Raw genomic sequence first — 19,549 nt, forward strand, 5'->3', positions numbered from 1 at the left:
AGGATACTGGCATACTGTTAATAATATAATTGCTTTTTACGCAATTAATATTTTTGACTATTAAGTGACTTTTATCACACTTCTCTCGCAAAGGACTGCTGAATATTTAAGTGAGGTCCCGTAGAGATTGCAAAGTTATCAATTGTCACCTTAAAGAGTGTAGCAAGGGGATTGATTATGTTTAAACTACGAGGAATTTCCACAGCAAACTTTACCACTAAGGTGATGACTCCAGGGACAATTCTATTTTCTGCAATCGTTATTTCACTGATCGTTCTGATCGGCTATAAAAGCTGGCAGGAATATCGGATCTATCAAATTAATAAGATGGTTCAGACTTTTCCTACTGCTGGCGGAACAGGTACCCAAACGGTTATCTCATGGATGGATAATGCCACGGACGAAGATGGTTATGTCGTCGAGCGTAAAACCGATGGTGAGTATGTCATCATTGCTACTCTAAATGCCGACTCAACTTCTTACGTTGATTATGCAAGCATTCCCGGCAGCACCTCCTGTTATCGAATTGGATCTTATAATCAAGCCGGTACCGCTTATTCAGAAGATTATTGTATCGATATTCCATTGGAAGATACAACGGAGCCGCTTCCGGAACCACTACCATTGCCGGATCCAGATGACCCGGTAGAGCCGTTGCCGGACCCTGATGAGCCGGTTATACCGGGAAATGTTTCTATTGTTTCTACATTCATTGAAAAACCAGGGGTGATTGAGCTTAACGGTCGGGAGTTTTATGGTTTTAAAAGTGATTATAATTACAACGATGAGTTCAGCGTAGATGAAATCACAGATGTTGATTTCTCGATTGGTAACGGAAGTCTATCATCACACGATTCATCTATTTTCATCTTTCAGGAACAGGGCGAAGAGTTGGAAAACGGCTATGTAGTGATGAATTATAATGAGCTTAACAGTTTTAATTTCTCTTTATTAGGCAGCGGAAATACGCAGGTCGCGACCTTGTATCTATCACTTGGCGCCTGGAGTTCGGACCTTGCCGGATTGATAATTAATGCGGGTGATACAACGGAGCTTATTACGCTGCCGACGTCATATACATGGCATTATGTGAAAATCGATATTGAATTTGAGCAGTCTACAGTGGTTACCGTGACCCCTGCAGGCACACACGGCGGTTATAGCGGAATTAAAGTTGCAGGTCTTTTACTAAATATCGCTAATGACGAAATAATACCTGATGAAGAAAGTAAACCTAGTTATGGGTTGGTGCATGGGGTTAGTGTTGAAACTGGAGGCGAAATCGACGTAAGTAATGTCAAATATGTCGCATCTGACGGGCAGTCTGGAAATGTTGATTTTAGCGGAGCAGAAGTTACTTCAATTGATTATTCCGGTTCGCCTAAATACAGGGACAGCACTTATGAGTTTGTAAATAATGGAACAGTGGTTGCGAGCGGTTATACCGGTATGTCCTGGAAGGAAACTAATGCAGTGCTGATTGATTTAAAAAGTGCGGATGATCAGGCTAACTTAGCTTCCTTGTACTTCAAAGCTGGCGCCTGGACTAATGATCCTGCAATGCTCGAATTAACAGTAAACGGGGAAGTTTCACCTGTTGAGCTAATCAAGGGATATAGGTGGTTTTACCTTAAAGCGGATATTGAGTTTGAAGGAAGTGTTCACGTTGAGCTCAGGCCCGTTGGTAAATTAGGTGGGTATAGTTATATTTCTTTTGCGGGTCTGACGCTGGAATAATGACTGTATTAATAGTTCTCCGTAATAAATAACAAAACGACTGTAGAAAAATACTCTTTTTTCTGCAGTCGTCGTATACCGGTTTGATCTAATGTTGTTTTGAAAAGCGATAATACGTTAACTCAGTGCATTGCTTTTTATGGTCAGCATAACAGGGGGGTTCAGATTGTGGCATCACGTAAAGTTTTTACTTTTGGCTCTAATACCTATTCGTTTATATATCGTCTGCTTGATTTATGTGTACTGCTTGGCTCGTTACCAATTGCAGCCTGGTTATACGGCTTAACAATAGAGCTGGAATATATCATCGCTTCTTTGATTGTGTCCGTTGCTTTTTTATATATAGCAGAATCATTTGCTTTGTATCGTTCATGGCGGGTTGGCCATTTTTCAGAAATGCTTTTGAGTGTCTGGGCCTGTCTCAGCGTTGCTTTTTTTATTGCGGTTATGATTGCCTTTTTACTCAAACAGTCAGAAGAGTTTTCTCGAGTAACAGTTGTTCTTTGGTTTGCTCTTAGTTTTATTTTTAGTTTTTTGTGGCGGGTTATACAGCGGCAATATATCCGGGCCCGTCATAGAGCTGGGTTCAATATTAAGCGTGTTGCGATTATTGGTGCAACAAATTCGGGGCGTGAGCTGTTGACCGAAATACGAAAACGTGATGAATTAGGCTACAAAGTTGTTGGTGTTTATGAAGATCGTCATCCTCGTCGGGTTACTGATGATTTAAATATGGATGTGGAGGGTAAAATAGAGCAAGTAATTAAACTTGCACGTAATGGGCAGGTTGAAATGTTATTTATTGCCCTGCCGTTAAAAGCTGAAAAACGTATTGCAGATATATTACTGCGTTTGGGAGATACGACCGTTGATGTACATTACATTCCTGATTTTTTAGTCTCAACCCTGATCCGCTCACGTTTTGCCAACGTCGGTGATATTGATACTTTAAGTGTTTTTGAGTCTCCTTATCTTGGCACAAAAGAGTGGGTTAAACGTACAGAAGATATCATTATCAGCAGTATTATATTGTGTCTGATCTCTATCCCGTTAATCATGATTGCAGTTGGAATCAAGCTGACATCTCCAGGCCCTATCTTGTTTAAGCAGCGCCGTTATGGACTGCGCGGCGAAGAAATTGTGGTATGGAAATTCAGATCCATGAGTGTAATGGAAAACAGTGATATTGTGACTCAAGCAACAAAGGGAGATCCTCGTGTCACCCGATTTGGTAGTTTTCTGCGGCGCACTTCACTAGATGAATTTCCACAGTTTTTTAATGTACTGGCCGGCAGTATGTCGATAGTCGGGCCAAGGCCGCATGCAGTTGCTCACAATGAGCAGTATCGCGGACAGGTGCGTTATTATATGCTCCGCCATAAGGTTAAACCGGGAGTGACCGGCTGGGCGCAGATCAACGGCTGGCGAGGGGAAACTGATACTCTTGATAAAATGAAAAATCGGGTTGAATTTGATCTGCATTATATAAAAAACTGGTCGGTATGGCTGGATATAAAAATTATATTCCTAACCATTATTAAAGGGTTCACTAACCCAAATGCTTATTAACTAATAGGGTTATAAATATAGAAAGCAGATAATACGATAATTTACCTGCTTTCTGCGTACCTTTATGAAGGTGAGCTGACACCATTACCTGAACAGCATAGACGTAATGAAATTGTGCAGGCTGCGTGTCTGCTCATTACTGTTGTCTTAAATCCGCTTTTTCAGTATAGCAATTCTATTGTGCAGTTAAACGAAAATTAAGAGTGTAAGAAAACGCCTTTAAACCAGTCCCAGACGCCAAATGAATAGTTTGGAAAAATGTTAATGCCCATTGCAGATTTTATCAGGTACAGCACCAATATCCCCAGCAGGGCGCATAAGCTTAAAAAGATAGTTGTGAATGCTGTTTTCATTAGTAAGCTGATATGTTTTTCCCGCCGAGTGAGCTCGCGTAGATCTCTTCCTGCAATAAATACATAATAATAATGGTAATGGAAAAATTTAATCGTATGGCGAATATCAATAGTATGATTTCCGCGGTTTTGAGAATTTATGGCGCTTTTCATACTGCTTAGCTGTTTATGGCTAAAGCTGTCTCTAACCGTTTCAGGCATACGCTTTAAAAACAGGCTGAGCTCGGCATCTCTTTTGAGCTGCTCATTACTTTCAGAATTTTCACTTTTATCGGGCAGCATGATTTTATCCTGTGACGATTGATTTATTTTGTTAGTGAAGTTCATTGTCGTTTAGATAATTGTTTTTACTTCTTGCTTTCATAGGTTACTTAACACTAGCATCATTTTGTTTTTATTTTCAGATCTGCAAGACAGGTCATAAAAAAAGGCGCTGCAGTTTAACTGCAGCGCCTTTTGTTCAAGTGTTATAACTAATTATTTTAGTTTACTTGTTCTTTTACTTTATGCTCTATGCTTTCATCAAACTCTTGAATCGGAGTATGTTTACTTGCTATAAGAGAATAAATCACCGGTAAAATAAATAAGGTAAACAGTGTTCCAATCGACAGACCGGCTACGATTACAATACCAATACCGAAACGGCTTACCGCACCTGCGCCAGTAGCAAATAGCAGCGGCGTTAAACCCGCTACCATAGAGCCTGTAGTCATTAAAATCGGACGCAGACGTATTGTTGCCGCTTTTTTAACTGCATCTGTACGGCTCATTCCGTGATGGAGCTGTTCTTCTTTAGCCACTTCCGCAATTAAGATACCGTGCTTAGTGATTAAGCCGACTAAGGTTATTAATCCAACCTGAGTATAAATATTCATGCTGGCGGCACCCCAGGCAAGTGCAATTAAGGCACCGCTGATAGCAAGAGGAACTGTCATCATAATAACCAGCGGGTCACGAATACTTTCGAACTGACTGGCTAATACTAAGAATATAATTAAAACGGCTAATACAAAGGTCATGTACAGTGCATTACCTTCGGATACAAACTGACGTGCTTCTCCGAGGTAATCATGGGTATAACCTTGCGGCAGTTTTGTTGTTGACAGATCTTCAAAGAAATTAATCGCATCCCCCATTGCAAAACCCGGGGCTAATACAGCACCGATTGTTGCGCTGTTAAGCTGATTAAAATGCGGTAGAGAACGCGGCTCTGCGACTACCTTAATATCGATCAGCTCACTTAGCGGTATCATATCTTCATTTTTTGCTCGTACAAAAAAACTGCCTAGTTTGTCAGGAGATAAACGATATTGTCGTTCAACCTGAGCAATAACTTCATAACTACGGCCGTTAAGATCGATACGGTTTAAAATACCATCACTTAATAACGTGCCTAAAGTCATGCCTATGTCCTGCATTGTAACACCGTAAGCGCCGGCTTTGTCCCGGTCAATTTTGATGTTCATCGTTGCAGAATCAAATGCTAAATCCAGCTCTGAATAAACAAAATTTGGGTTAGCCTGCGTAGCTGCTAATACATCCGATGCGATACTTCCCAGGCTTTGGAACGGATTAGCTGTGCTGATAACAAACTGCACAGGTAAACCACCTGATGAACCCGGTAATTCCGGCATCTGGAATGCAGTTGTAGCAACAGAAGCGACACTGTTAAAGTCCGGAGCTAACGTGGTTGCAAGTTCTTTAGGGGTTTTCTCGCGCTGGCTCCAAGGCTTCATAATTGCAATACCGAATGCCTGATTTGCATTCGGTATGCCGGACATCGCTAGACTACTTTCTACTTCCGGCTGCTCTGACAGCATGCCTGTTACTGTCCGCATGCTGTTTTCGATGTAATCAAGGTTGGCATTTGACGGTGCTTTAGACATCATCATTAAGGCACCTTTATCTTCTTTGGGGGCCAGCTCTGACGGTATGCCTGTAAACAATAAAGGTAAAGAGATGAATACCAGTACAGCAAAAACAATAACAGCAGGGCGGCGTGTCATTACCTTATCCAGCATGCGTGCGTAACTGTCTGTAATACCAGATAAAACGTTTTCGACACCCTGTTCAAAGCGGTTTGGCTGGTGATTGCTTTTAAGCATCACACTACACATCATTGGTGATAATGTTAATGCGACAATACCTGATACAAAAACAGAGCCTGCAAGTGTTAAAGCAAATTCAGTAAACAGTGACCCGGTGATACCGCCCATTAATGCAATCGGTGCATAAACGGCTGCCAGGGTTATGGTCATTGAAATAACCGGTACGGCTATTTCTCGTGTACCAATAATGGCGGCGCGGAACGGATCTTCACCAGCTTTAATATGCCGGTCAATATTCTCTACGACAACAATCGCATCATCAACTACCAGACCGATAGCGAGTACCATTGCCAGCAGCGTCATTAAGTTAATGGTAAAGCCAAACATCTGCATCACCACGAGTACACCGACCAGTGACAATGGAATGGTGATGATAGGGATCAATGTTGCACGCCATGAACCTAAAAACAGAAGCATCACAACTAGTACAATAATACCTGCTTCAGCAATGGTTTTAATTACTTCTGAAATAGACTCTTCAATTGCAATCGTTGAGTCATATAACACCTTCATATCAATCGAACTTGGATTGTTTTTCTCAAGATCCGGCAGCATTTCGCGCACACCTGCAGTAATATCCAGCGGGTTTGCTGTTGGTGCTGCATCGATTGCGACTACAACAGCTTCATCGCCATTAGCCATTGCACGATAAACATCATGGCTTTTTTCTAATGAAACGCGGGCGATATCCTGCAGACGAATGACTTTACTGTTTTCACGGGTGGCAATGACCAGATTTTCCAGTTCATCTGCATTTTTAATCTGTGTTTCGGTATTACCGTTAATAAGAGTGAAGTAACTGTTAGCCTGGCCTGTAGCCGACTGAATATTATTTGCTTGTAAAATCTGTACTACATCTGTTGTTGTTAAACCAAAACCAGCCATACGCTCAGGATCTAACCAGATACGCAGGGCGAAATTGGTTCCGCCGTATAAGTTTACTTTAGCAACACCGTTAATACTAAACAGCTGCGGTTTAATTACTCGTTCAAGGTAATCGGTGATCTGACTTGAATTAAGTTCGTCACTTGAAAATGACAGGTAGATAACTGATGTACTTGAACCAGTACTCATATCAATAGTAGGATCTTCAGCTTCGCTTGGCAGCTGCGAACTGACACTGTTCACCTTGGCAAGAATATCCGCTACAGCCCCATTAGGATCGGTATTTAACTTCATATATACCGAAATGCTGGAACTGCCCATAAAGCTTTGCGAGGTGATAAAGTCAATATTATCTGCCTGTGCAATGGCCTGCTCAAGCGGCTGGGTGATAAAGCCTTGAATAAGGTCGGCATTTGCACCGTAATAGCTAGTTGAAACGCTCACAACCGTATTGGTCATGGTCGGGTACTCTCGTACCTGCATTTTTCCTAACGCCTGCAGACCTAATAAAACGATCAGCAGACTGATGGATATCGCCAGTATCGGTCGGCGTATAAAGGTATCTGTAAATTTCATCGGAGCCCCTACAGCGCTGGAATTTCAGCGGGTTTGTTTAAAATATCAGATTCAACAATTTTAACTCGAGCACCGTTACTTAAACGAACCTGGCCGCTGGTCGCAATAACATCACCTTTTTTCAGGCCGTCAAGAACATGTACTGATCCGTCTTTACTCTTGCCTAATTTAACGATCTGCTGATCGGCCTGAATATAGGTGCTGCCGTCTTCATTGGTTTTTTCTGTTAATAGATAAACTGTTTCGCCGTAAAGCGTGTAGTTAATCGCTGTTTCAGAAATGATGATCTGAGAGCTTTCCGTCGGTAAAATAATATTTGCCTTAGCGAACATGCCTGAACGTAATTTTTGTGCTTCATTCGGGATATCAGCCTGCACCTGAATAACACCGCTCTGGTAGTTTACTGCGGGTTCAATGGCTGAAATTGTTCCTGTGAATGGGATTTCCGGCTCTGCATCAACAAATATATCCATCTTCTGGCCGATGTGAATTTGATTAAGATCATTCTGCGGCACAGTGAAGCGCATGCGCATGCGGCTGACATCTTCTAAACGCACAATATCGCTGCCGTCTTTTAAGTATTCGCCCATAAATACATTACGCAGGCCGGCAATGCCGTCAAATGGTGCGCGAATAATGCGGCGGCTGATTGTTGCCTGATAACTTTCTATCTGACCTTGTAAGGCTAAAAATTCAGCTTCAGCTTCATCAACTTTTCCCTGTGATACTGAACCGTTTTTAAATAATGAATTCATGCGCTTAAGGTTGCGTTCAACAGCCGGCATACGCCCTTGAGATGCTTTCAGATTAGCTTTTTCAACTTCAGAATCAAGATAAATCAGTGCATCGCCAGCTTTCAGCTTCTGACCTGATTCAAAATTTATTTTTACTACTTTACCGGCAACTTCATTGGCAACGGTTACCCCTTGAATTGGTTCGATAAAACCAATTGCGCGCAGGTGAGGCGTCCAGTCTTCAAGCTGAATCGTCGCACTGGTCACCGAAAATTCAGGAACAGGACGGTTAGCAAGGAACTCTTTAATTTTTGAAGCCTTAAACATGTTAAAACCAATGACACTACCGAATACCAATATTGCTAATAATATTGCCGAAGCGATCCATTTTTTCATTGTATTACCTTAATAATTAAAATTTAGTTTGCTGAGTTAACTTTCTGAATACTCAACCATGAAGCATCTCTAACTTGATTAAGCAGCATTTCATCTATTTCTATGTGTCTACGTGATATTTTTTTAGCGAGATTTATCGATGTATCAAAACTTAGCGTGATTAATGCGCATATATGCCAGTCGTGAAAACGACCTTCGTTTATGCCCTGCTGATAAAAATCGATTAATGGGAAAAAGGTATTTTCCTCAATTGCCGCACTTTCCGCCTGACAAGGCGGTACAACAAAATTCAGCATTTCTATAACAGCCACCCGCTTCGGGTTATTTAAAACCGCATGAAAAGCGTTGCTCCATAAGCGGTCATATTTCAATTTTGGTTCCTGAACATCTGACCACCCTTTAAAAATAATTAAAGAGGACTGTTTACAAATATGTTGATGTAACTCATGAAGCAGCGCTTCTTTGTTTTCAAAATATCGATAAATTGTACCAGCAGCTATACCTGCTGTATCGGCTAATAGTTTCATTGACAGACCATAGACCCCATGTTCTGCAAGTAGTTTCTCTGCTACGAGAAATATTTTTTCTTTTTTGTCCATAATCATACGACCAAGTGAATGAACGTTCATTATCGTCAAATTATTTGAATATGCAATGTTAGAATGGACATTTGTTGAGTCTTTTTGATTATTTGGCTGTTTTCCGACTTATAGAATGTTTTCTATTAAAGTTAAACTAACGTAAAATCTGCTGTTTCGTATTTTTAAGTATTTAGGATAGACCATGAAGCTTAACCCTGGACAAGATGCCGCAGTAAAAATGATCTCTGGACCTTGTCTTGTTTTAGCGGGGGCAGGCAGTGGAAAAACCCGTGTGATCACCAACAAAATTGCGCATTTAGTGCAGAATTGTGATTATTTAGCCAAAAACATTGCTGCGGTAACCTTCACTAATAAAGCCGCGCGGGAAATGAAGGAGCGTGTCAGTCAGACATTGGGGCGAAAAGAAGCACGCGGTTTGATGGTTTCAACTTTTCACTCTTTAGGTTTAGACATTATTAAACGTGAATATAAAACGTTAGGCATGAAAGCTGGTTTTACCCTGTTTGATGATCAAGATACCCTGGCTTTATTAAAAGAGCTTACTGAAAAACAGCTGCAGGAAGATATGGACCTGCTTAAAGCATTAGTTACGCAGATCTCCAACTGGAAAAATGCGCTAATTTTACCTCCGCAGGCAGTCAAGCATGCCAAAGGTGAGCGTGAAGTTATCTTTGCGCATTGTTATGATCTCTATCAACGTCAGTTAAAAGCCTATAACGCGCTGGATTTTGATGATTTAATCGTTATGCCTACGTTGCTGCTGACTTTAAAAGAAGAAGTGCGTTTACGCTGGCAGAAGAAGATCCGCTACCTGCTGGTGGATGAGTACCAGGATACTAATACTAGTCAGTATGAATTAATTAAGGCTTTAGTTGGCGAGCGTGCAAGGTTTACCGTGGTGGGGGATGATGATCAGTCTATCTACTCATGGCGCGGAGCTCGTCCTGAAAACCTCGTGCTGCTGCAGAACGATTTTCCGCAGTTAAAAGTTGTCAAACTTGAGCAGAATTACCGCTCCAGTCAGCGTGTATTAAAAGCCGCTAATATATTGATTGCTAATAATCCGCATGAGTTTGATAAGCGCCTGTTTAGTGAGCTGGCTTACGGCGAGTCCATTAAAGTGCTGTTTGCAAAAAATGAGCAGCATGAAGCTGAGCGTGTCGTGATGGAGTTATCTGGACATAAATTTATGAATGGCGCTTCATTTAGTGATTATGCAGTACTTTATCGTGGTAATCATCAGAGTCGATTATTAGAAAAAGTGATGATGGAAAATCGTATTCCCTATCGTATTAGCGGCGGTACCTCCTTTTTTGCCCGCAGTGAAGTCAAAGATATCATGGCGTATTTAAAGCTTCTGGTAAATCACGATGATGAGAATGCGTTTATACGGGTTGTTAATAAACCCGCGCGCGGCATAGGGGCGACAACCCGTGAGAAACTGGGGAATTATGCTAATTTACGGCAGATTAGTATGTTTGCAGCCAGTTTTGAAATGGGTTTAGAGCAGACATTAACGGGTAAAGGTCTGCAGTCACTGCAGGCTTTCAGCCGCTGGCTAGTTGAATTGAATGATCGTTTGAAACGCGAAGATGCGATTGATGTGGTGCGGGATCTTATTCGTGATATCGGTTACGAAGACTGGTTATATGAAAGCAGCCCAAGTCCGAAAGCCGCAGAAATGCAGATGAAAAACGTATCTATGCTATTTAAATGGGTTACCGAGATGCTTAAAGGTGATGATCTTGATGAAGAGATGACACTTGAGCAGGTGGTTGCGCGTTTAACACTGCGCGATATGCTTTCCCGTAATGAGGAAGAGGAAGAACTAGATCAGGTACAGCTGATGACTCTGCATGCATCAAAAGGCCTGGAGTTTCCCTTTGTATATATGATTGGTATGGAAGAGGGAATTCTACCGCACCAGGTGAGTATTGATGAAGATAATGTGGAAGAGGAGCGCCGTCTTGCTTATGTGGGCATTACCCGTGCACAGAAAGAGTTAACCTTTACTTTAGCCAAAGAACGTAATCAGTATGGTGAGTTGATTAAACCCACGCCAAGCCGTTTTTTATCTGAACTGCCTCAAGATGATCTTGACTGGGAGAGCGGTCCTCGTAAAAAGACCGATCAACAGAAAAAGCAGCTGGCTGATAAAGGTATTGCTAATTTACGCTCATTGTTTGACTAAATATTTTTGGTAATTATACCCGTTAGGCCTCAAAACTCTGATTTTGCATCGTGAAGTGTAACGGGTATAAAAGTAAAAAGTCTGTTATTTTAGAGCCTTAATAGGTCAATCTGTATTTTGATAGCAATTTTCTATTAATTGTATAAAAACAAACGATTTTACCTATTTATTTGTTTTGTCCATAATTACTCCATCGAAACAAGTTAAGCACTTGTTCAAAATGAAACTAAAATTTTTACTTATCTCATTTTTATCATATTTAGGAGTTACACATGTTAGATAATATCGAAGGTCAAAAAATTCCAAGCGTTACTTTTCCAACTCGCCAGGGTGACGAATGGGTAAACGTAACAACTGAACAGTTATTTGCTGGAAAGACAGTGGTTGTATTTGCATTACCGGGTGCTTTCACTCCAACTTGTTCTTCAACGCATCTGCCTCGTTACAATGAATTAGCGGGTGTATTAAAAGAAAACGGTGTTGATGAAATAGTATGTTTAAGTGTTAATGATACTTTTGTAATGAACGCATGGCTGGCAGATCAGGAAGCTGAAAATATTACCGTTGTACCGGACGGTAGCGGCACATTCACTGACGGTATGGGCATGTTAGTTGATAAAAGCGATATTGGTTTCGGCAAGCGCAGCTGGCGTTACAGCATGCTGGTTAAAGACGGCGTTATCGAAAAAATGTTTATCGAGCCGAACCAGCCGGGCGACCCGTTTGAAGTGTCTGATGCAGATACTATGCTTAATTACATCAACCCGAGAGCTAAAGCACCATCAGCAGTAACATTGTTTACTAAACCTGGTTGTCCTTTCTGTGCAAAAGCGAAAACATCGTTAAAAGATAATAACATCGCCTTTGAAGAGATTGTTTTAGGCACAGATGCAACAAGCGTAAGCCTAAAAGCTGTTACTGGTGAAACGACAGTACCGCAGTTATTTGTTGATGGAAAACACATCGGCGACAGTGATGCGGTGATTGCTTACGTGAAAGGTTAATAGGGCTAAAAAAACTTTTTACTAAGTATTGCAAAAGCGCACTTTCAGTATTGAAGGGGGCGCTTTTTTTTACCCAAAATTTCATTAAATCATTAATATATTAGTTTCCTGGAGTATTTATGAGACATATTAAAGTCGAAGTTGCAGTTATTGGTGGCGGTACTGCAGGGCTAGCGGCATACCGAGCTGCTAAAGAAAAAACGGATTCAGTCGTTCTGATTGAAGGCGCTGAATTTGGCACAACTTGTGCGCGTGTTGGCTGCATGCCGAGCAAATTATTAATTGCAGCCGCTGAAGCTGCCCATAGTACTGCGCATACCAGTCCGTTTGGTGTGTTTGTTGATGGTGATATACGTGTTGACGGGCAAAAAGTGATGCAGCGTATTCGTGATGAAAGAGACCGATTTGTCGGCTTTGTAGTGGAAGCCGTTGACAGCATTACAGAGCAGGATAAATTAATTGGAAAAGCGGCTTTTGTGTCCGCAACACAGCTGCAGATTGATGAGCACACACTTGTAGATGCAGAGAGAGTTGTTATTGCTACCGGTTCTCGTCCAAGCTATCCGGGAGTTTGGAATGAGTTAGGCGATAAGCTTATTATCAATGATGATTTGTTTAACTGGACCGATTTACCAAAATCAATTGCTGTATTCGGCCCCGGTGTTATTGGTTTAGAGCTTGGCCAGTCCCTGCATCGTTTAGGTGTTGAGGTGCTGATGTTTGGTATGGGTGGACAAGTCGGTCCCTTTACTGATCCTCAGGTGATGGATTATGCGCAGAAAACATTTTCAAATGAATTTTATTTAGATGCAGATGCAAACGTAAAAAATATGGTGCGCAAAGGAGATCATGTTGAAATTACCTATACGGACAAAGAGGGTATTGAGCAGGTAGCTGAGGTTGAGTATGTATTAGCAGCTACGGGACGTCGACCTAATGTGGATAACTTAGGCTTAGAAAATATCAGTATTGAAAATGATACTCGTGGTGTGCCAATTGCCGATCCCTTTACTATGCAGACTTCAATTCCCTCAATTTTTATTGCCGGTGATGCCAGTAACCAGATCCCGTTACTTCATGAAGCTGCCGATCAAGGAAAAATAGCCGGCAGTAATGCCGGAGTTTATCCGAATATTCGTGCCGGGCTGCGGCGTTCTGCAATTGCCGCGGTATTTACGGATCCGCAGCTGGCAATGGTAGGGCTGACTTATAAACAGGTCAGTGAAAAGTATACCGGCTGTAACTGTTTTGAAACCGGCAGTGTTTCCTTTGAAGATCAAGGCCGAAGCCGTGTGATGTTAAAAAATAAAGGTTTGTTAAACCTTTATGGAGAGCATGGTACGGGACGATTTTTAGGTGCTGAAATGATTGGTCCACAGGCTGAGCACTTAGCGCACCTGTTAGCATGGGCGCATCAGAATCGAATGACGATTTCACAGATGCTGGATATGCCTTTTTATCACCCGGTAATAGAAGAAGGTGTACGTACTGCATTACGAGACCTGAATGCTAAGTTGAAACTCGGCTCCGCGATGATCAATCAGTGTATGGAATGTGGGCCGGGTTGTTAATAATACGGCTCCACTTATTAATCATAGGTAATTTAAAAATAGCGCGAGAAAGATAACCAGCCCTACATAGTTATTATCTAAAAAGGCTTTAAAGCAGGCCTTTTTATCACGTGTTTTTATCTCTATCTGCTGCTTAATAAATAAAGCCGATACTATTAATAAACCCGCATAATAGATCCAGTTTAAAGCTTCTATCCAGCCGACAATAACTAATAAAATCAGACTGCTCAGCTGCAGTAGTCCGACAATTAGTTTGTCATTATCGGCAAATAAAATAGCTGTTGATTTTACGCCGATCTTTAAATCATCATCACGGTCTACCATGGCATATAAAGTATCGTAAGCTATGGTCCATAAAATGTTAACCGTAAATAAAATCCATACTACCGTTGGAAGAGCATCAGCCTGTGCCGCGTACGCCATTGGGATTGCCCAGCTGAAGGCCAGGCCTAAAACAAGCTGAGGCAGGTGTGTGAAACGTTTCATAAAAGGGTAAGTGAAGGCTAACAATGCCCCGACAACTGACAGCTGAATAGTTAAGTTATTCTGTGTTAATACTAAGAAGAAAGAAATAATAGCAAGTATTAAAAACAGCAAGACAGCTTCTGCGCTGGTTGCGCGTCCGGACGGCAGAGGGCGATTTTTGGTGCGTTCAACAAACCCATCGATTTTACGATCTGCAAAGTCGTTGATAACACAACCTGCACTACGCATTAAAAATACGCCAAGTGAGAAAACAATCAGTACACTGAAATCAGGAAAGCCCTGTGCTGCAATCCACAGTGCCCAAAGTGTAGGCCAAAGTAATAAAAGGGTACCGATCGGTTTATCAACACGCATCAGCTGCGTATATGCCTGGAATTTTTGTTTAGAAAAAGAACTCATGTTGAATATATTCCAGAAGCGGGTAAAAACACTTCACTCACTAATAACGGCTTGTTTTTTACATAAAATAAAGAGCGCCTTGCCCATAGAGAGTGTCCGCAGCTTTGCTCTAGTGAGTCAGATAACTGATGCACCGCGGAATTTTTGCAAAACTCGGCAGTTTCAATACTCCCGCGCACCATGGTAGGATCTTGGAAAAGAAACTTACCGAGTGACTGCTCGCCTATTTGGGCTAATTTTCCCTGTTCTTCACTTAATGTTGAAAAAGGAATTTCAGTTTGCGCAAATATCACTGCAATATCATCACAATATAAGTAAACTTCACGTACTAATACTTGCGATTCGCTGCTAAAATAATCAGAAAGAGTGCTGTTTCTTGAGTTTGTGGTTATCTGCTGTTTTATCTGCACACGGAATGTTTTGCATAAACCTTCCAGTTTTTGTGTTAATGAGCTGTGATCATAAAGCCAGGCAAGCACTTTATCGGGGCAGTGCAGTGGTTTTTGTTGTGCTGACCAGTATGCTGTCGGCCCGATAGGAAGTAAGTGATTGTGCATATAAGCCTTTGACTGTTGTGCCTTTGTTTAACTCTCAAAAGAGGTAAAACGGGAAATAGTTTGCTATTGTATCATTCAAATATATAAGGTTCATCTTTGTTAAAGGAAATTACCATGTTTAAAAGAGCGCTAGTCTGCGTGCTTTGTTTTTCACTGTTCTCTTCTATTGCATTTGCAGAAGAGGGGGCAGTTGAAGAAGTGAAAAATGATTATCAGTATTTTTTAATTGAGCCGGATATCATCACCAATTATATAAAACCAGGTAAACGTGTTGGTTTTGTGCGTATGACTATTGAATTAATGGTGAACTCAAAGAGCAGCTATGCTCTGTTGGAAAATCATGAACCGCTTATCCGAGATAAAATAATTACTATCTTTGGAGAACAGACTGAAGTTAAAGTTAAATCAATTGCGGAGCGGGAAAATATTCGCGCACGCTGCTTAGATGAAGTTAATGCGCTATTGCATACTGAAACTGGTAAGAAGCCAGTTGAAGACCTTCTGTTTACTAAATATTTGTATCAGTAAGTGACTGCTTAGTCGACCCATTTGTAAATGGGTCTATGCACTTCTGTATTTTACCTGCCTGAATTGTCAACAGGGGGATTTAGCTTTCCTTTTTAGGAATAGAATTGTCCCCAGACTTTAATGCTAACCTACCCGCCCGGGTAGTTTTTATCTATATCACTTAAGTTTTGTTGATAAAGTCAAAATATGGTCTAATTTGAATGGTGCGTTTGGTCATTTATGGAGGAATACCCGATGCTTAAAAAATTAACCTGCCGTTTGTTACTTGTTGCATCATTGTTTGTTTTATCCGCCGGTCAGCTGGTTTATGCTGTTGATAAGAGCGCAGAAGCGCTTATTTCATCTGTTGAACTGTCGGAAAAAATAAATATTAACAGTGCGAATGCTGAACAGCTTTCAGTAGTCAACGGTATTGGAAATAAAAAAGCTCAGGCTATTGTGGATTATCGCGAAAATAACGGCAATTTTTTGAATATTGATGAGTTAATTAACGTTAAAGGTATTGGTCAAAGTACCCTGAAAAAAATCACACCTTTTGTAACTTTGTAGTCTCAAAATATAAATGCAGCCGTAGTTTTTTACGGTTGCATTTTTTTACAAAATTCCACCATATTGCGCATATTGGAACTGGAGGGTTAGTGCAATGATGCATATTCCGGAACTGGGGGTTCAACCCCGGCGATGTTGGCGTTTGTGTTTGTAGTACAATGCTGATACATCGTATATATCGGAACTGTGGTTTCAATCCTGGCGATGTTGGCGTTTATGTTTGCAGGGCAATGCCGTAGCTGTACTAGTGAGCCTTTCGCTACACCGTATATGTCGGAACTGTGGTTTTAACCCCGGCGGTGTTGGAGTTGTGTTTACAGCGCAATGCCGGAGCTGTACTAGTGAGCCTTTCGCTACATTGTATATATCGGAACTGGGGGGGCAACCCCGGCGTTATTGGTTCTATTTTTTAAGGTAAATACTATGGTTCACCATCATTTGCCACACTTTGATACCATTACTCATTATCAGTTTATTACTTTTCGTACAAATGATAGTACTGATGCATTTCTACATAAATTATCAGTTCAAAACCAACCTAATAATAAAAAGCAATTACAGGCTGATTGTCATCTTGATACGTCATATCTGGGGGCATATTTAAATGACGATGTTTTACTATATTTATGTGAGTTCATAAAAAGTAAAAATCGAGAATTATACCAACTCATTGCTTTTGTAATAATACCTAATCATGTCCATTTATTAATTAAACCACTTAAAAGCCTTCCTGTGCTGATGCATAGCATTAAAGGTGCGAGTGCTAAATCGATCAATGAGATTATCGGTAGAAGTGGTCCGTTTTGGGCTGCAGAATATTATGATAAGGCGATTAGGGATGAGAAGCATTTTAATATTGTTTATAACTACATAAAAAATAATCTGTTGAAACTAAATGAAGAAGAATCGATTTTAAGATTCTATGGGATTTATGAAATAGAATAATTTACGGAGCACTGTGTATTCTGGGCTTGGGATTTCATTCCCGGCGGTGTTAGCTTGTATATCCAGGAACTGGGGGGGGGAACCCCGGCAGTTTTTTTGATTTGTGTTTTCAACACAGGACCGGAGCTGAAGCACCGGTTCCTAGGTGTGGCGAATCAGCCACATCGTATATACTGGAACTGGGGGGTAACCCCGGCGGTTTTGATTTTCGCAGCTAACAACCTCTCATCTATATTTTTATTTTGGAACAAATAGCCGCTAAAACTAAACCGGCGAATAAACCAAGCAGATGTGCATAATTGGCAACATTTACCGGTAATAAATCGACAAATCCAAAAACAAGCCAGGCCATTAGAAAGATAAAATAGGAGTTTGGTAAATTTACCTCGGAGCCTTTATTAAGTTTGCCGTATAACCAGCAATAACCAACCAGACCATAGACAACGCCGCTTAAACCGCCAAAGTAAGGACTAACTAGATAGTACTGCGCAAGATTGGCAGCTACAGCCGAGAAGAAGAAAAGTATCAATATGCGCTGCTTACCATGCTGTTTTTCAACAATGCCCCCTAACTGCCACCACCAGAGTAAGTTGAAAACAATATGCAGAAGACTGAAGTGTAAAAAAGCAGGGGTAACAAAACGCCAGCTTTGTGTGTAGTCAAAAGGCTGCTGGGTAAAAAATGCAAAAACGGACGGAATGGGGTTAAAGAAACCTAAACTTGTCAGGGTAAATATAACAACACAAAAGGCAAATACTGAATGGGTTATAAGACCTGCATGGCTGATGAAGTTACTTATTATATTGGAGTGTACATAAGCTAAGTGATCACTATCATTGTTTGTTGTACCTGTATGCCAGCTTACTGAAATATATTTTGGATCGTTGGGATTTTGTAAAAACAGTTCAAGCTCTGCCTGTGCCCTAGGAAGTAGTGGGCTTTGTTCTATTAGTAACTGGTAGTAAAAGTCATCATGCTGGATTTTATTTTTAATATTCAGCGCTGTTAAATAATCGGAAAAAGCCTGAGCTGCGCGTAAATTTTGAAATTGATGCAGTGTAAACATAATTAACTTTCCGCTTTTTTAATCTCTTTATTGCAGAAGGAGATTTTATTTTCTTGATTAAGGATATTGAGTAATAACATCGAGCGCTCTAAGCCATCCTGCGCTTCAAAAATTGCACTTAACCCTTTAAATGAACCGCTCTTAATCTCAACTTTATCACCACTTTTAAATAATGACTGGGTATCAGCTTTAAGATCGTTAATTGAGTGGCAGGCATTTTCAAGCCGTTTTATGGTTTCCTCGGAAACGCGCGCAATTTCTCGACCAAATTTAACAAAATCATTAATACCACGTGTAGAGCGAATCTTGCTAAAGTTAGTATATTCTTGATCCACAAATATAAACAGGTAACTTGGAAAAAGAGCTTCTTCAACCGTACTTCTTTTACCTCTAATAATTTTTTCTTTACGGATTTTTGGAAAAAAGGAATGAATTCCTTGATTCTGTAAATGCAGCTGTGCACGAGATTCTTCTCGACTTTTACAATACACAACAAACCACTGCTTATTCATTAATATCTCTTCTTATGTTTTTGACCGCATCAAGGATACAGAAAATAGGGGCTTGAATCTAGAATCAAAATATATTGTGATTTACGAGAATAAGATATGTTTTATTGTCATAAATATAAATCATGCAAGCCGGTTTAATCCTTGCAGTTACTGTGATGTAGCTCTGTTTTAAAATGACTTATCTTTAAAGGTATGATATTTGCTTGACTTAAGTGGTAATTATATAAAAATGATTTAACTGGAAATTAGGTATAAAAAAGCTATACTACGCGCTCAAAATTTACTATTTCAGGTCTAGGTTACTTAACTTAGTGGCGGTAGCGTGCCTGAGTATTTGTTTTCTGTGACCTTTTCTCGGTTCCATTTTTTATTAAGTGTCTAAAATGAAAAAACTTTTTATAAAAGCAATGGCGTTAAGCTTTATATTTTCTGTTGCTGCTTGTACTTCTCCCCCGCGAGAGGTTACCGCCTCTTTGCCACTGGTCAGTCACTCTCAAAGCAAACCTAATAAAAAAATAATTCCGCAGCAATATTGGTCTGATCTTGAGAATGTCACGCTTAATTACATTGAGCATCCAACATACCAAATTCAATTAGGCGAACTTTATACTTCCGCGTTAGGCTTAACATGTCGAGAGTTGACTATTGTTGACAAAGAACAGCAGGTGAAAAGACGCATTGTGTGTAAAGTGCCGTTTTTAGATGAAAATAATAAACAAGATGAAGCATGGTTTCTAGAGAAAGAAATCATTGAATCCAGCAGTTATGTCGACTTGTAAAT

The 19,549-nt window shown here is 40.6% G+C and carries 17 protein-coding genes; 9 read left to right on the forward strand and 8 right to left on the reverse strand.

Translation table 11 applies throughout. The features are described 5' to 3' along the window. Positions 1 to 177: 177 nt before the first annotated feature. Together G327_RS0105440 and G327_RS0105445 are read left to right on the forward strand one after the other, a co-directional pair. Positions 178 to 1,737 carry a hypothetical protein gene (locus G327_RS0105440; RefSeq protein WP_019613748.1) on the forward strand — a complete coding sequence of 520 codons (1,560 nt, stop codon included), beginning with the start codon at positions 178 to 180 and terminating at the stop codon, positions 1,735 to 1,737. A gap of 168 nt (positions 1,738 to 1,905) precedes the next feature. Further along, the gene (locus tag G327_RS0105445; protein WP_026339195.1) at positions 1,906 to 3,306 is read left to right on the forward strand and encodes an undecaprenyl-phosphate glucose phosphotransferase; all 1,401 of its coding nucleotides are present in this window, start codon (positions 1,906 to 1,908) and stop codon (positions 3,304 to 3,306) included. A gap of 197 nt (positions 3,307 to 3,503) precedes the next feature. Here the strand turns inward: G327_RS0105445 and G327_RS0105450 are convergent, their stop codons facing one another. From G327_RS0105450 to G327_RS0105465, 4 genes are all read right to left on the reverse strand, one after another. Further along, the gene (locus G327_RS0105450) at positions 3,504 to 3,941 is read right to left on the reverse strand and encodes a hypothetical protein (RefSeq protein WP_019613750.1); all 438 of its coding nucleotides are present in this window, start codon (positions 3,939 to 3,941) and stop codon (positions 3,504 to 3,506) included. 200 nt (positions 3,942 to 4,141) lie between these two features. Continuing rightward, positions 4,142 to 7,228: a multidrug efflux RND transporter permease subunit gene (locus tag G327_RS0105455; protein WP_019613751.1), complete on the reverse strand. Its 3,087-nt coding sequence runs from the start codon at positions 7,226 to 7,228 to the stop codon at positions 4,142 to 4,144. An 8-nt stretch (positions 7,229 to 7,236) separates the two neighbouring features. After that, entirely contained in the window at positions 7,237 to 8,358 is a 1,122-nt protein-coding gene (locus G327_RS0105460; RefSeq protein WP_019613752.1) for an efflux RND transporter periplasmic adaptor subunit, read from the reverse strand. A 23-nt stretch (positions 8,359 to 8,381) separates the two neighbouring features. Beyond that, positions 8,382 to 8,957, reverse strand: coding sequence for a TetR/AcrR family transcriptional regulator (locus G327_RS0105465; protein WP_019613753.1), 576 nt, complete (start codon positions 8,955 to 8,957; stop codon positions 8,382 to 8,384). A gap of 184 nt (positions 8,958 to 9,141) precedes the next feature. Here G327_RS0105465 and rep point away from each other — a divergent pair, with 184 nt between their 5' ends. From rep to G327_RS0105480, 3 genes are all read left to right on the forward strand, one after another. After that, a complete protein-coding gene (gene rep, locus G327_RS0105470; protein WP_019613754.1) occupies positions 9,142 to 11,151 on the forward strand; it encodes a DNA helicase Rep in 2,010 nt (669 codons plus the stop codon). 272 nt (positions 11,152 to 11,423) lie between these two features. Then, positions 11,424 to 12,155 carry a glutathione peroxidase gene (locus G327_RS0105475; RefSeq protein WP_019613755.1) on the forward strand — a complete coding sequence of 244 codons (732 nt, stop codon included), beginning with the start codon at positions 11,424 to 11,426 and terminating at the stop codon, positions 12,153 to 12,155. Positions 12,156 to 12,274: 119 nt separating this feature from the next. After that, positions 12,275 to 13,726: a dihydrolipoyl dehydrogenase gene (locus tag G327_RS0105480; RefSeq protein ID WP_019613756.1), complete on the forward strand. Its 1,452-nt coding sequence runs from the start codon at positions 12,275 to 12,277 to the stop codon at positions 13,724 to 13,726. Between the two features lie 21 nt (positions 13,727 to 13,747). On the opposite strand, the gene ubiA is transcribed toward G327_RS0105480, so the two are convergent. Beyond that, positions 13,748 to 14,611, reverse strand: coding sequence for a 4-hydroxybenzoate octaprenyltransferase (gene ubiA / locus G327_RS0105485; RefSeq protein WP_019613757.1), 864 nt, complete (start codon positions 14,609 to 14,611; stop codon positions 13,748 to 13,750). Then, positions 14,608 to 15,168 (reverse strand): chorismate--pyruvate lyase family protein, encoded by a 561-nt coding sequence (locus G327_RS0105490; protein WP_019613758.1) that lies wholly within the window; start codon positions 15,166 to 15,168, stop codon positions 14,608 to 14,610. The genes ubiA and G327_RS0105490 overlap by 4 nt, the downstream gene beginning before the upstream one ends. A 114-nt stretch (positions 15,169 to 15,282) precedes the next feature. On the opposite strand from G327_RS0105490, the gene G327_RS0105495 reads away from it, so the two are divergent. From G327_RS0105495 to G327_RS0105505, 3 genes are all read left to right on the forward strand, one after another. Next, positions 15,283 to 15,696: a flagellar basal body-associated protein FliL gene (locus G327_RS0105495; protein WP_019613759.1), complete on the forward strand. Its 414-nt coding sequence runs from the start codon at positions 15,283 to 15,285 to the stop codon at positions 15,694 to 15,696. Positions 15,697 to 15,930: 234 nt separating this feature from the next. Next, positions 15,931 to 16,245 carry a ComEA family DNA-binding protein gene (locus tag G327_RS0105500; RefSeq protein WP_019613760.1) on the forward strand — a complete coding sequence of 105 codons (315 nt, stop codon included), beginning with the start codon at positions 15,931 to 15,933 and terminating at the stop codon, positions 16,243 to 16,245. A 423-nt stretch (positions 16,246 to 16,668) separates the two neighbouring features. Then, the gene (locus tag G327_RS0105505) at positions 16,669 to 17,190 is read left to right on the forward strand and encodes a transposase (protein ID WP_019613761.1); all 522 of its coding nucleotides are present in this window, start codon (positions 16,669 to 16,671) and stop codon (positions 17,188 to 17,190) included. Between the two features lie 229 nt (positions 17,191 to 17,419). On the opposite strand, the gene glpG is transcribed toward G327_RS0105505, so the two are convergent. Further along, positions 17,420 to 18,256 carry a rhomboid family intramembrane serine protease GlpG gene (glpG, locus tag G327_RS0105510; protein WP_019613762.1) on the reverse strand — a complete coding sequence of 279 codons (837 nt, stop codon included), beginning with the start codon at positions 18,254 to 18,256 and terminating at the stop codon, positions 17,420 to 17,422. Between the two features lie 2 nt (positions 18,257 to 18,258). Then, positions 18,259 to 18,768 carry a transcription/translation regulatory transformer protein RfaH gene (gene rfaH, locus G327_RS0105515; protein WP_019613763.1) on the reverse strand — a complete coding sequence of 170 codons (510 nt, stop codon included), beginning with the start codon at positions 18,766 to 18,768 and terminating at the stop codon, positions 18,259 to 18,261. Between the two features lie 383 nt (positions 18,769 to 19,151). Between rfaH and G327_RS0105520 the strand changes: the two genes are divergently transcribed. After that, positions 19,152 to 19,547 carry a hypothetical protein gene (locus G327_RS0105520; protein WP_019613764.1) on the forward strand — a complete coding sequence of 132 codons (396 nt, stop codon included), beginning with the start codon at positions 19,152 to 19,154 and terminating at the stop codon, positions 19,545 to 19,547. Positions 19,548 to 19,549: the final 2 nt, after the last annotated feature.

The organism is Psychromonas ossibalaenae ATCC BAA-1528 (assembly GCF_000381745.1).
In the GTDB taxonomy this organism is placed as follows: domain Bacteria; phylum Pseudomonadota; class Gammaproteobacteria; order Enterobacterales; family Psychromonadaceae; genus Psychromonas; species Psychromonas ossibalaenae.

What these genes read in the sequence shown, in the direction of transcription:
- G327_RS0105440 (WP_019613748.1), top strand. Translation starts at nt 178, where the DNA reads ATGTTTAAACTACGAGGAATTTCCACAGCAAACTTTACCACTAAGGTG.
- G327_RS0105450 (WP_019613750.1), bottom strand. Translation starts at nt 3,941, where the DNA reads ATGCTGCCCGATAAAAGTGAAAATTCTGAAAGTAATGAGCAGCTCAAA.
- G327_RS0105455 (WP_019613751.1), bottom strand. Translation starts at nt 7,228, where the DNA reads ATGAAATTTACAGATACCTTTATACGCCGACCGATACTGGCGATATCC.
- G327_RS0105460 (WP_019613752.1), bottom strand. Translation starts at nt 8,358, where the DNA reads ATGAAAAAATGGATCGCTTCGGCAATATTATTAGCAATATTGGTATTC.
- G327_RS0105465 (WP_019613753.1), bottom strand. Translation starts at nt 8,957, where the DNA reads ATGGACAAAAAAGAAAAAATATTTCTCGTAGCAGAGAAACTACTTGCA.
- rep (WP_019613754.1), top strand. Translation starts at nt 9,142, where the DNA reads ATGAAGCTTAACCCTGGACAAGATGCCGCAGTAAAAATGATCTCTGGA.
- G327_RS0105475 (WP_019613755.1), top strand. Translation starts at nt 11,424, where the DNA reads ATGTTAGATAATATCGAAGGTCAAAAAATTCCAAGCGTTACTTTTCCA.
- G327_RS0105480 (WP_019613756.1), top strand. Translation starts at nt 12,275, where the DNA reads ATGAGACATATTAAAGTCGAAGTTGCAGTTATTGGTGGCGGTACTGCA.
- ubiA (WP_019613757.1), bottom strand. Translation starts at nt 14,611, where the DNA reads ATGAGTTCTTTTTCTAAACAAAAATTCCAGGCATATACGCAGCTGATG.
- G327_RS0105490 (WP_019613758.1), bottom strand. Translation starts at nt 15,168, where the DNA reads ATGCACAATCACTTACTTCCTATCGGGCCGACAGCATACTGGTCAGCA.
- G327_RS0105495 (WP_019613759.1), top strand. Translation starts at nt 15,283, where the DNA reads ATGTTTAAAAGAGCGCTAGTCTGCGTGCTTTGTTTTTCACTGTTCTCT.
- G327_RS0105500 (WP_019613760.1), top strand. Translation starts at nt 15,931, where the DNA reads ATGCTTAAAAAATTAACCTGCCGTTTGTTACTTGTTGCATCATTGTTT.
- G327_RS0105505 (WP_019613761.1), top strand. Translation starts at nt 16,669, where the DNA reads ATGGTTCACCATCATTTGCCACACTTTGATACCATTACTCATTATCAG.
- glpG (WP_019613762.1), bottom strand. Translation starts at nt 18,256, where the DNA reads ATGTTTACACTGCATCAATTTCAAAATTTACGCGCAGCTCAGGCTTTT.
- rfaH (WP_019613763.1), bottom strand. Translation starts at nt 18,768, where the DNA reads ATGAATAAGCAGTGGTTTGTTGTGTATTGTAAAAGTCGAGAAGAATCT.
- G327_RS0105520 (WP_019613764.1), top strand. Translation starts at nt 19,152, where the DNA reads ATGAAAAAACTTTTTATAAAAGCAATGGCGTTAAGCTTTATATTTTCT.